The 12,191-nt window shown below is 34.1% G+C and carries 13 protein-coding genes; 6 read left to right on the top strand and 7 right to left on the bottom strand.

The window, feature by feature from the left end; translation table 11 throughout:
- Positions 1-732 precede the first annotated feature (732 nt).
- Positions 733-1,695: a glycosyltransferase family 2 protein gene (locus F6K40_RS10140; protein WP_293134978.1), complete on the top strand. Its 963-nt coding sequence runs from the start codon at positions 733-735 to the stop codon at positions 1,693-1,695.
- Positions 1,696-2,274: 579 nt separating this feature from the next.
- Positions 2,275-2,469, top strand: coding sequence for a hypothetical protein (locus tag F6K40_RS10135; RefSeq protein WP_293134975.1), 195 nt, complete (start codon positions 2,275-2,277; stop codon positions 2,467-2,469).
- A gap of 1,010 nt (positions 2,470-3,479) precedes the next feature.
- Here the strand turns inward: F6K40_RS10135 and F6K40_RS10130 are convergent.
- Complete coding sequence (locus tag F6K40_RS10130; protein ID WP_293134973.1) at positions 3,480-3,893, bottom strand: Uma2 family endonuclease; 414 nt, start codon at positions 3,891-3,893, stop codon at positions 3,480-3,482.
- Positions 3,894-3,925: 32 nt separating this feature from the next.
- Positions 3,926-4,084, bottom strand: coding sequence for a hypothetical protein (locus F6K40_RS10125; RefSeq protein ID WP_293134970.1), 159 nt, complete (start codon positions 4,082-4,084; stop codon positions 3,926-3,928).
- A gap of 248 nt (positions 4,085-4,332) precedes the next feature.
- Here F6K40_RS10125 and F6K40_RS10120 point away from each other — a divergent pair, with 248 nt between their 5' ends.
- On the top strand, positions 4,333-4,674 hold the full coding sequence (locus F6K40_RS10120; RefSeq protein WP_293134967.1) for a DUF433 domain-containing protein: 342 nt from the start codon (positions 4,333-4,335) through the stop codon (positions 4,672-4,674).
- A gap of 3 nt (positions 4,675-4,677) precedes the next feature.
- On the top strand, positions 4,678-5,013 hold the full coding sequence (locus tag F6K40_RS10115) for a DUF5615 family PIN-like protein (protein ID WP_293134964.1): 336 nt from the start codon (positions 4,678-4,680) through the stop codon (positions 5,011-5,013).
- On the opposite strand, the gene F6K40_RS10110 is transcribed toward F6K40_RS10115, so the two are convergent.
- The 4 genes from F6K40_RS10110 to F6K40_RS10095 all read right to left on the bottom strand — a co-directional run bounded on the left by F6K40_RS10110 (position 4,994) and on the right by F6K40_RS10095 (position 8,839).
- A complete protein-coding gene (locus F6K40_RS10110; protein ID WP_293134961.1) occupies positions 4,994-5,212 on the bottom strand; it encodes a hypothetical protein in 219 nt (72 codons plus the stop codon). The genes F6K40_RS10115 and F6K40_RS10110 overlap by 20 nt on opposite strands.
- 147 nt (positions 5,213-5,359) lie before the next feature.
- The gene (locus F6K40_RS10105) at positions 5,360-5,524 is read right to left on the bottom strand and encodes a hypothetical protein (protein WP_293134958.1); all 165 of its coding nucleotides are present in this window, start codon (positions 5,522-5,524) and stop codon (positions 5,360-5,362) included.
- 36 nt (positions 5,525-5,560) lie between these two features.
- The gene (locus tag F6K40_RS10100) at positions 5,561-7,762 is read right to left on the bottom strand and encodes a DUF6798 domain-containing protein (RefSeq protein ID WP_293134955.1); all 2,202 of its coding nucleotides are present in this window, start codon (positions 7,760-7,762) and stop codon (positions 5,561-5,563) included.
- Positions 7,763-8,716: 954 nt separating this feature from the next.
- On the bottom strand, positions 8,717-8,839 hold the full coding sequence (locus F6K40_RS10095; protein ID WP_293134952.1) for a hypothetical protein: 123 nt from the start codon (positions 8,837-8,839) through the stop codon (positions 8,717-8,719).
- Positions 8,840-9,158: 319 nt separating this feature from the next.
- Between F6K40_RS10095 and F6K40_RS10090 the strand changes: the two genes are divergently transcribed.
- Entirely contained in the window at positions 9,159-10,844 is a 1,686-nt protein-coding gene (locus F6K40_RS10090) for a CHAT domain-containing protein (RefSeq protein WP_293134949.1), read from the top strand.
- 324 nt (positions 10,845-11,168) lie between these two features.
- A complete protein-coding gene (locus F6K40_RS10085; protein WP_293134946.1) occupies positions 11,169-11,774 on the top strand; it encodes a hypothetical protein in 606 nt (201 codons plus the stop codon).
- Between the two features lie 164 nt (positions 11,775-11,938).
- Here the strand turns inward: F6K40_RS10085 and F6K40_RS10080 are convergent, their stop codons facing one another.
- Complete coding sequence (locus tag F6K40_RS10080) at positions 11,939-12,121, bottom strand: hypothetical protein (RefSeq protein WP_293134943.1); 183 nt, start codon at positions 12,119-12,121, stop codon at positions 11,939-11,941.
- Positions 12,122-12,191: the final 70 nt, after the last annotated feature.

Raw genomic sequence — 12,191 nt, 5'->3', positions numbered from 1 at the left:
TCAATAGCTTTAACTAACCAAAATATTTTGGAAAAGTCGGCTCTATCCAACTGAAAAATTATTCATTCAAAACTCAAAAATTCCGAAAAGATTCAAGACTCAGAGCCAGAGATTTTCAGAGATTATCTGAAATTAAAAAATCGTCAAAATTCAATAGCTCTAACTAACCAAAATATTTTGGAAAAGTCGGCTCTATCCAACTGAAAAATTATCCATTCAAACCTCAAAAATTCCGAAAAGATTCAAGAGTCAAAGTCGGAGATTTTCAGAGATTATCTGAAATTAAAAAATCGTCAAAATTCAATAGCTTTAACTAACCAAAATATTTTGGAAAAGTCGGCTCTATCCAACTGAAAAATTATCCATTCAAACCTCAAAAATTCCGAAAAGATTCAAGAGTCAAAGTCGGAGATTTTCAGAGATTATCTGAAATTAAAAAATCGTCAAAATTCAATAGCTTTAACTAACCAAAATATTTTGGAAAAGTCGGCTCTATCCAACTGAAAAATTATTCATTCAAAACTCAAAAATTCCGAAAAGATTCAAGACTCAGAGCCAGAGATTTTCAGAGATTATCCGAAATTGGAAAGTAGTCAAAATTGAATAGCCCTAACTAAGCAAAATATTTTTGAAAAGGTGATTAATCTTAGGCTAGTTTATGTTAAATTGAAAAATCGTCAAGATTGGATAACTTGAACCAATCAATATAGTTTTGATAATTAGAATTAAACATTGAACAGTACATACCTCAGTTTTGTGATTCCAGTTTATAACGAAGAAGCTACAATCAAACCCTTGTTTGAGAGAATTTTAGATGTAATTAATTTAGCCGAAATTGATAGTTATGAAATAATTTTTGTTGATGATGGTAGTAGCGATCGCTCTTGGATAGAGATTAATGAATTAATCAAAAAATATCCGCAGAAAATCAAAGGAATTAGATTAAGAAGAAACTTTGGTAAATCTTCTGCTTTATCTGCTGGATTTAAAAAAGCTAGAGGAAATATTATTTTTACTTTAGACGCAGATTTACAAGATGATCCGGCGGAAATACCTAAATTTTTGTCAAAGTTAGAGTCAGGATATGACTTAGTTTCTGGATGGCGAAAACATCGTAATGATCCTCTTTCTAAAAGATTACCCTCGAAATTATTTAATGGAGTTACATCAATTTTAACTGGAGTAAAATTACATGATTTTAACTGTGGTTTAAAAGCTTATAGAAAAGAAGTATTAGACTGTATCAAAGTCTATGGAGAATTACATCGTTATATTCCCGTCTTAGCTCATAGTTTGGGATTTAAAATTACTGAAGTAACTGTCAGACATCATCGGCGGAAACAGGGAAAATCTAAATATGGATTGGAACGTTATACTCGTGGTTTTATTGATTTATTAACTGTTTTAGCAACTACTCATTATTTACATAAACCAGGTCATTTGTTTGGGAGTTTAGGATTATTATTCGGTGCTATAGGAATGACATCTTTAGGTTATTTAGTTGTACTTTGGTTTATGGAAATTCGACCTATAGGTACTCGCCCTTTATTTTTATTTGGAATTTTGTGTATTATTCTGTCTGTACAATTAATATCTTTAGGAATTTTGGCAGAATTAATTACTAAAAATGTAGATGATGATTATGTGGATAAACAGATTTGTGAAGTTGTAGAAGAGAAGGAGGAAAATATTTAGTAGGTAAGCATTCAGCAGTCAACTCTCAGCTATCAGCTTTAGGATTGCTATATACTAAGATTTTTTTTAAAGAAATAAATTTTTCTGAAGATAATCTGCGAATAAGATAACAGGAAGGTATTTTCTATGAGTTGGGTAACTAATGTAATTCTAATTTTTTCTCTTGAGGAAATATTCGATGAAATGTTAAAAGTGCACTAAATATTAAATGAGAAGAAAAAAATGGGGAAAGTATTAGATGAAAATTTCAAAGAAAATTTAAAAAAGATGGCAATTTCACCCGCAGTAATTAGGGTTTGCTGAAAAAGTCTTTTAGTAGGGGTAGGAGACAGGAGACAGGAGACAGGAGAAATGGTATAGGAGCGAGGAGGTAGAAGTAAGAATTGTCTCAAGATTTTTGTGCCCAACTCTTGCTGTTAATACTAACTTTTTTAGTGTTTTAGACTGAAACAGGCGCACTTTTTAAAAGCAAAAAAAAGGCTAAAGTATTTATATTTCAATGGTTTTAGATTTATTCAGCAATCCCTAATTAATATTAATTCTTGGCTGGAAAAGAATGATAAAGGAACCCTGAATAATTTGTCAGATTATGCAATTGGTGGAGGAAAAAGTATGGAAGCTCGTGTTTATGGTGGAGCATTCAACTTTTTAGATATAGATAATTTTATAGAAGTTGTCAAAGCACAGAATTGGCGAGCTAAAAAGAATGTTCAACTACTTATCCAAGATCAAGAAGATAGTTGTTTCACCATGTATAAGCTAACAGATTATTAGTTAAATCTTAACCATAATTGCATAGTAAATAATAGCCGACAAGGCTAACTTTAAATAAAGAAATTGAGCCTCAGTTTTAAGTAATACTTTCGGAGCAAAACCAGAAAAATATTAATTACCACCTAACAAATTTTCTACCTACTGCTTTTCTGCCTCAGACAAATAAGTTATTATTTGACTTTTAGTCTTTTAGTTTAAAAATTTTTAAGTTTATCAGGACTTGATGACAAAAAAAGCCAAAAAATTGTCTGAAGTAGTCAACGAGATTTCAATATTTTTAGCTCTTGCTCTCGTTTTTGTGATGGTGTATACTCAGGTATACTCCAAAGGACAGTTATTGCTTAAAGTAATTTTGAAGCTGCAAACACTTATTATTTCGTTATTTTTAGAGGCAAATAGTCTAAATTATTTTAGGATGAATGACTAATTTTTCCCTCGTGATTTTTTGCTTGATTGACAGATTGGCAATTTTGTGATGCACCGAAGAATGCAAATATAGCCAACTACTTTTTGTAGGTAAAGTTAACTAAACCAAACCTATCAAATATTAATTACCACCCAATACATTTTCTACCCATTTGTTAGCTTACGGGTAAAAAGATTCTAACTACTTTTTACTCCCCCACTTCCTTACTCCTTTTTTTGACAAAAAAATGAGGTCTCAAGCTTCCCCTTTTAAGACGGTGAAAAGAATAAACTTCAGTTTCAAGCCTTATACTTCAGTAGTCGGTACTGATAACTAATAGGCGTACCTCACCAAAGTGGAATCTGCTGTAACTTTGGGAAGAGAGTCTCAGGAGCAGACTTTGATCTTAAGGAGAGTATAAATAATTTAGATCAACAAATATCACACTAGAAATACCTCAAGAAGATACTTCTATTATTTATACATAAAGAGTCAAGCGATCGCTCCAACTAATAAAACAACTATGCTCAGAGGCGATCGCCCTCTAACTACAAGAATTGGAAAACCTAGAAAAAATCTATCCAGGCATTTCAATTAACCGAAATTATTGGAATATACGCTTTAGTCGGGAAAAGATACCTAAGCCACCTAAGAAAAACAGACCTAATAGAGAACCAGGTTCGGGAACTGCTTCTGGATCGTCTATAGGTCTAGTTTGGTTTCCTGGTTCGAAGCTTGTACCTATATGTGAAATTTTGTCTGGACTGAAAACTACAACTATTTCTTGGTCTGTATCTATCAAAATTCCTACTTGCGCTCCTAATTCTAAATACTTCTTTATTTTCTCTTTTAAAGGTTTAATTCTGTCGCTTTGAGATTTAATTTCTACTACTAAATCTGGCGTTAATTCCCCAAAATAACGAACGCTTTTTTTCAGACGTTGGGCGCGAACAAAAGAAACATCAGGAACTTTGAGATTATTATCAGGAAGAATAAAACCACCACTAGAATCAAACAAACGTTCTAGACGACGTGGATAAACCCAGTTACCTAATAGCCTAGTGAACCTAACACCAATTCACTAGAAATAATATCTGACGGACTCATAATTAATATCTTTCCTTCGTCTAATTCTAGTTGATAATTTAAACCTGCTTGATTTAGAGTACCTTGCAATATTTCCAAGTCTTTAACTCTCAGATTTGGCATATAATTTTATCTTAATTCAATAATTTTTCGGTTAATTTTGATTATGATACAATGAGTAGTCTAATAGTATACCGTTTCAGCTAAAATTCTATAGAAGTCATAGAATTGGTTGTGGCAATTTTTATAATAATTAATTTGAGCTGAAAACCTAGAAAATTCTGACTCCTGTAAGGGCGAATAGCCATTCGTCCCTACACTCCTGACTCCTAACCATCACCAAAATATTACAACTTAAATAGGATTACTATATGACTATTAAAGAATTAGAAACTCAACTCTTAGCATTAACACCTACTGAACAAGCTGAAGCAATAGAAATACTAACCAAAATTATTAATAATGATTCTTCAAGAATTACTAAAACTACAGGAGTTTGCGGTGGGGATGCTTGTATTGAGAATACTCGTATTCCCGTTTGGTTATTAGTTAGTTTACGTTCACAGGGTTCAACGGATGCTGAGTTACTAACATTTTATCCTCAACTTCGTGCTGTTGATTTAGTCAATGTTTGGGCTTATGCTAAAGCATATCCAGAAGAAATTGAAACAGCTATTCGAGAGGAAAATGAAGCAATGGAGTCTGGAATATAATCTATGGCATATCTTTATGCGGACGAACAATTTCCTTTACCAGTTGTGCAAATTATCCGAGGTTTTGATCATAATATTTTGACTGTTCAAGAAGCAGAAAAAGAGGGTGATTCTGATGCTGAAGTTTTAGCTTTTGCTGTCAAAAATAACAGAGCAGTCTTAACTTTAAATCGCCGTCATTTTATTAAGCTTCATATTCAAAAACCAAACCATTGTGGCATTATTGTCTGTACTGAAGATAGAGATATTAAAAGTCTAGGTCAACGTATTAATCAAGCAATTTATCAACAAGAATCCTTGGTTAATAAACTAATTCGAGTCAACCGCCCACAGCAATAGATTTATATAAGGCTTGCTGAAAAAATTGGTTGCTGAGGGTAGGACACGGGGACACACCAGACGCGGAGATGGGTGAACAGGCAAAGGTTTCGGTCATTTTATATGAAGACATTTTCTGAAATTTCAGTTGATAATTTAAACCTGCTTGATTTAGAGTTCCTTGCAATATTTCTAAGTCTTTAACTGTGAGATTTAACATAATTATTAATAGAGAGTAGGGAGTAGTGATATGACACACCTAAAAATGTAGTTGTTGGGTTTCGTTCCTCAACCCAACCTACTAGCTGAATCCTTACATTAATACTATACAAATAATTATAATTCTGACTGATAAAACAAGCCTCTACTAATTATAATTTATCTGAAAAATCGCCCATTCTCCTTCCTGATCCAGAACTTTTCCCTTAATATCTCCATGCCAGTCAACCCTAGTCAAAATATATTCAGCTCCATATTTTTTCGCCACATTAACTAATTCTTTTTCCGTCTGTTGCGGAAACAAAATTTCCATACCAATAATTATAATTATGACTGATAAACCAACCCTCTACTCATCAGAATTTATCTGAAAAATCGCCCATTCTCCTTCCTGATCCAGAACTTTTCCCTTAATATCTCCATGCCAGTCAACCCTAGTCAAAATATATTCAGCTCCATATTTTTTCGCCACATTAACTAATTCTTTTCCCGTCTGTTGCGGAAACAAAATTTCCATCGCTCCTACCGCTAATTTATCACTCAAAGGAACGCCAAAAACGTCTTCCATCCGATTTTTCCACTCTTTAATTCCCCTATCAGTTTGCGGAAAATGTTTAAAGTCAACAATAACCGCTCTCTCTGAAAAAAATTGAAAATTTGACACAAAAGGAGGAATTAAAATTACATCATCTTTATGGCTAATCTCCCTAAATCTTAAAGCTAGTTTCGTAACTTCATCTTGGGGAACTCGATTAAACTTTACCTGTTGTTCAAATACCTCCAAAATTTTTCCAGGCAATGCCTCAAATAATCCTAAAACAAATACTAAACTTGTAGCGATCGCTAAACTATAAGTCATTAACTTTTTCAGAGATATCCCCACATCAACCTCATCCAAAATAAACGGAAATACCAATACAAAAAACAAACCAGGCATCACAAACAAACGATTAACAATTAAATCTATCGGCGGATGTAACAAGTAAAATATTAACCCTCCTAACAGCATCAAAAAAACAATTAATTTGTAATTCCATCTTTCCAGAAAAAATAATCCCAAGGATAAGATAAAAAAGCAAATGCCCTGATAAGGTACAGGCAAAATCAGAGAAATTATCAACAGTAAACCCACCCCTAAATTTTCCTGTTGATATAACTGATTAACCAAAACCCCCACAACAATAAATATCATCAACTGAGCAAAAGGAACAGTTCTTGCCAACTGTAACTTAGCAAATAAAGCTAAGGGGTAAACTTCTACAAAAATGTAACCTAAAAACAAAGCAAAAATTGACTCAGCAATAATCAGATAAAACTTCCATTTCTCTAGACATCTCACATCAGTCAAACTTAAATCTTTTTCCCTAACTTTTTTTTCTTTTATCTTTCCTATTTCTACCTCTGGAAAAGGATATCTGTGGTCAAAATTTTTCTCTGTTCTCGACTGCTGCAAATCTTCCGATTTAGGAATATTAATTTTGTGAATACACAAACAACCGCCCAGAAAAAAACAGATAAAATCTAACCTACTTTTCCAATTCCAATAAGCAGAAATAATATGATGAGGATTCCTTACCCAACCGTAAATAAAAACAAATTCTTCATTAATTAATTTATTAGTGCTAGTCGTTCCAGTTAATACCATTGGCAGATAAACTAAACAAGCCAAACCAAATAAAATAATTAACGGTAGAATTACCAAAAAAATAGATTTATCCCGAAGCAAGCAATTCATCAATTTAGTAATACTTTTAACTTGGAAATTTTGACTTTTTACTTCTCCGAAGGGGTTGACTTTCCCAAAGCATTTAACTTGTTTAACCTTCTGATTTTTCATTGCCTCAACTAACATAATAGGAATTAATTGAGTAATACTTTTAACTTTTAACTTTTGACTTTTGACTTCCCCGAAGGGGTTAACTTCTCCCCAGAAATTAAATTGTTTCAGATTCCGATATTTTATTGCCTCAATTAACATAATAGGAATCATCATAATTCCCGGCAAAACGCCAACCAAAAATTGTAAAATTGAAGCAATACCAAAAAAGAAATAAGCAATTATCCATTTTTGCCGAAAACAGAAATAAAATCCCCAAACTGTCAAACTCATGGCAAATGTAGCAGGTATAGGAGTATTAGGAAAAAGTTTTAAATATCCAATTAAAGTGTAGGATGTTAAACTCAGAAAAATTAAAACTGCTGCTGAAAGTTTCGATGGAGTAAAAATTTTACTTATGGCAGATAAACCCCAGATAAAACTAATAAATGAAATTAGATAATAAATCAAATATGTAAGGGAGATATTGCCAGTAACTTTGCTGAAAAAATAAACCAAATATTGATAGTAATATCTGGGAGTAAACTGCAACATTTCCTGAACATAGTAATCATTTGTATAGAGTTCAGGATTCAACATTGATTTAATTTGAGGAACGTGAGTGTAATGATTTCCCACGGGAAAAGTATATCCTCTGGCAATGAATGAACCAAGAATTATCAAGGTAAATAGAGATAGAGAAAAATGCCAACTATATTTTTTAAACTGCCACATTTGTTGTTAGGGAAAGAATAAGATAAGAAGGAATAAGAAAAATTGTAAGCATTTCTGTTCCAGAATCCTCTACAATCAGAAATATTTTTGTAAGCATTCAGCCGTCAGCTATCGGCTAATAGCTCAATGCTTAAAGATTTTTATCTTGTGGAACTCCCAAAAAATGCTGGCTTTCTCCTCCCTGATCAAAATCCTTTCATCCATTATCCTTCGGTCAAAACCCCAAATATTTTCATTTTCTGAAGCTCTAAAAATTGCCAGGGTTTGTCGGCTGCATCTTTGTCAAAATTGTGATATTATAAATATTAACTGGGGTTACTCGTCTATACACATGACTTTTTATTCAACGCAAATTGCTAGGTAATAGATAATAGCTCAGACTTCAGGAAATTTTCACCCAACAGCCAGATCGGGAATATTTTCATCAAGAGTAGCTTCCCAAAAAATACTGGCTTTTCCCTGATCAAAATCCTTTCATCCATTATCCTTCGGTGCAAAACCCCAAATATTTTCATTTTCTGAAGCTCTAAAAAATTGCCAGGGTTTGTCGGCGGCATCTTTGTCAAAATTGTGATATTATAAATATTAACTGGGGTAACTCGTCTATACACATGACTTTTTATTCAACGCAAATTGCTAGGTAATAGATAATAGCTCAGACTTCAGGAAATTTTCACCCAAAAGCCAGATCGCAAATATTTTCATCAAGAGTAGCTTCCAAAAAAAATACTGGCTTTTCCCTGATCAAAATCCTTTCATCCATTATCCTTCCGTGCAAAGCCCCAAATATTTTCATTTTCTGAAGCTCTAAAAAATTGCCAGGGTTTGTCGGCTGCATCTTTGTCAAAATTGTGATATTATAAATATTAACTGGGGTAACTCGTCTATACGCATGACTTTTTATTCAACAAAATTTTTTAGGTAATAGGTAATAGCTCAGACTTCAAGAAATTTTCACCCAAGAGCCAGATCGGAAATATTTTCATCAAGAGTAGCTTCCAAAAAAAATACTGGCTTTTCCCTCATCAAAATCCTTTCATCCATTATCCTTCGGTGCAAAACCACAAATATTTTCATTTTCTGAAGCTCTAAAAAATTGCCAGGGTTTGTCGGCTGCATCTTTGTCAAAATTGTGATATTATAAATATTAACTGGGGTAACTCGTCTATACGCATGACTTTTTATTCAACAAAAATTTTTAGGTAATAGGTAATAGCTCAGACTTCAAGAAATTTTCACCCAAGAGCCAGATCGGGAATATTTTCATCAAGAGTAGCTCCACAAAATGCTGGCTTTTCCCTCATCAAAATCCTTTCTATAGAGCTTGTAACATTAATACAGGTAAAATATATATAGATTTATTCAAAAATATTAAAAATAGTATAAAAAAAATTTAATGCCTTTCCCAGCAGAAAGTCCTTGCCTAAGTATAGCGATCGCCCGCCTGAACATCCCAGAAGCCAATCACTTTGCAACCTGGGTCATGCAGGCTCCTTTCCAACGGGGATATGTCCACCATGACCAAGTATGGCCAGAAACCTTATCCAAAGCTTGGCAAGCTTGGTTAGAAATCTTCTCTCCCCAAAGTTTACCTGCCATTCCAATAGGTACACCCCAACCCGCCTTAGCATCAACCCCAAATATTCATCCTGCCCCTAAATCTGGAGTCAAAATAAATCTTACCAGTCGCCTAATGCAAAATTTAGGCATTAGTCTGTGGCAGTGGCTATTTCAAGGAGAAATAGCTCATAGCCTCCACCAAAGTCAAGGTATTGCCATTGGCCAAGAATTGCCCTTACGAGTAAGATTAGATATTCGCGAGCCAGAATTAATCGCCCTACCCTGGGAAATCATGCAACCAGGAATTGCTTTACCCGCCTTTTCTCTAAGTCGGGAAATTTTGTTCAGTCGTACCACAAGCGATGTTAACTCCTTACGCAGCCAACCACCTTCCCAATTTCTAAATATTCTCTTGGTAATTGGGGAAAATAGCCCTAAAGGACAATCCCTCACAACTAATGGCCATCAATCCCTAATTCCATCCAAATTAGAACTGGAACAAGAAGCAGCCCAACTAACTGAGGTGTTGAAAGCTCGTAATATCACAAATCCTAATTCACCCAGAGTTAATCCTACAATTCCTTGTAGAGTAGATACACTAATTCAACCCACTCCAGAAGAATTAATTTCCTATCTAGATAAAAAAACTTATAATGTATTTTTTTATGCCGGTCACGGTACACCAGGGCCAGATGGTGGTTGGTTATTTTTGGCCCCTGAAACAACCCTCAATGGTACCGAGTTAGCACAAATTTTAGTTCGTAATGGAGTAACCCTCGCAGTATTCAATGCTTGCTGGGGAGCGCAACCAGCTACAGAGCGTCTATCTTCCGGTGAAGTCCAGGCAATACCACGTAGTAGTCTAGCAGAAGTATTAATCCATCATGGAGTACCTGCCGTTTTGGGGATGCGAGATGAAATTGCCGATCAAGAAGCTTTAAGTTTTATTCAAGCTTTTGCTCAAGGTTTAACAGAAGGAATGTTGATAGATCAAGCAGTAGCAGTAGCAAGACAACAGTTATTAACTCTCTACAGATTTAACCAACCAGCTTGGACTTTGCCAGTATTGTATATGCACCCGGAGTTCAATGGTCAATTAGTTCAAGTATTTGATGAATTAGTAACTCAACTACCTACTAACTCTCCGACTTGGATTAGTAGTCACACTTCTAGAGCTTTTTTACGTTCTCAAGATGATGATAATCAAGTTTGGCCAATTTGGGTGGGTACCCTCGCGGTTGGACGTTCTCAGGAAAATGATGTAGTGATTTGGGAGCGGTGGGTTTCCCAAAAACACGCGGAAATTTTTTGTCGTTGTTTATCAAATGAAGAGGTTGAAAGCACTTATTTTTTACGAGATATTTCTCGTTTCGGGACTTTAATTTATCAGTCTGATAGTTGGCAAAGAATACATCGTGATGAGGTTGCTATACGATCAGGAACACTGTTAAAATTTGGCAGTTCTCAAGGTCAAGCTTTTGAGTTTGTGATTGAAACAACAGAAGACCTTACCAATGGATAATGGATAATGGATAATTGATAATTAATCGAATCTAGGTTTAAAATCTCTCCTTTTAAATAGGTAATTCTCAAAAATAATTATCAATTGTTAAAGAGGTAATTATCCATTATCAATTAGTGAATTAGCTAATCTAAACTGGATTACGGAATTAACTAGGTTACTCCTGTAGCTAAGTAAGTAGCCAAATAATGGATAATGGATAATTAATAATGGATAATTAATAATTAATAATTAATCCCTAGAGGTTTAAAGCCTCCCCTTTTAAATTGATAATTAGAGATAGTTTTCATTATCCATTAATTATGTATACCTAAGAATAAAATTATGAATAATCAGCCTTCCCATTCTGAATTTTCTCCTAATAATGCCTCTAGTGAGGTAGAATTAGATTTATTAAGTGCGATCGTTATGGATGATATTGCTTATCCTTGGAATCCTGAAGCACCAGAATCAGATGCTTATTTTAATTCTATCGAACAAGAGCTACCTTTGTCTGATTTATTTAATGATGTAGAAATGACTTCCGCTTGCCAAAATTTTTATAGTCAAACTGAGAAACTTTGGCCAATTATTGATACTCAGAATGCTTTATATAAAAAATTTGCAGGTCTTGCTCCCAAGAATTTACTCAATAAGTTAGGCAAGATTGCTATTAATATTGTCGATCAAGTGAATCGTTTAGGTTCTACTTTATCTCTCTCAGATCAATTGGTACATTGTGTCAGCGAAGTTCTACCTGGTTGGGATCTGGAAGATTTGGAAGTAATGGCGCGTCCTCTTGCTTACTCCATGCGTGGAGATAGAGATGATGCGGTAGAAAATACTTTAGCAACAATACAACCTGTTGATTGGTATGATTTATCGGAAGTTGAACAAGCACGGTTGAGTTTAGCGATCGCGCTCTATGCTATATCTCAAGTCAGTAGTTAATTTTTTTATTCGTAAATTCTATATCATCATCACTCATAACAGTTTTCATTTTTTTTTATATACTCGCCTTTTATCTCTACCCAAACCTCCTGGTTAACTAGGGATAAAAGGCGTTAATTTTTTTCACCTACCCCTAATCCCTCTTTTCTGGAAAGGTAGTGATATTAGGAAAAATAAAAATTAGGTGTAGATAGGATTGCTGCTTCTTGAGGAGAACTTAATTCTTCTGTGGGAGCAGGTGCTGCGAGATCGTCTGGTAGAAATATACGAGCGCTGACTGCCACCATAGCAATTAAAAATATGATTACCACGAGAAAAGGAGCAATATATTGACGAAAAATTTGCATAGTTGTTTTTGAGTATCTCAAGTTAAATTTACTAAGGTAATTATAATTGATATTGTTGCTAGTGGTAAAA

Origin of the sequence: Okeania sp. SIO3I5 (assembly GCF_010672085.1) — a bacterium.
GTDB lineage: Bacteria > Cyanobacteriota > Cyanobacteriia > Cyanobacteriales > Microcoleaceae > Trichodesmium.
The sequence above is the reverse complement of the archived record's forward strand: the minus strand, read 5'-3'. Positions and strand labels throughout refer to the sequence as shown.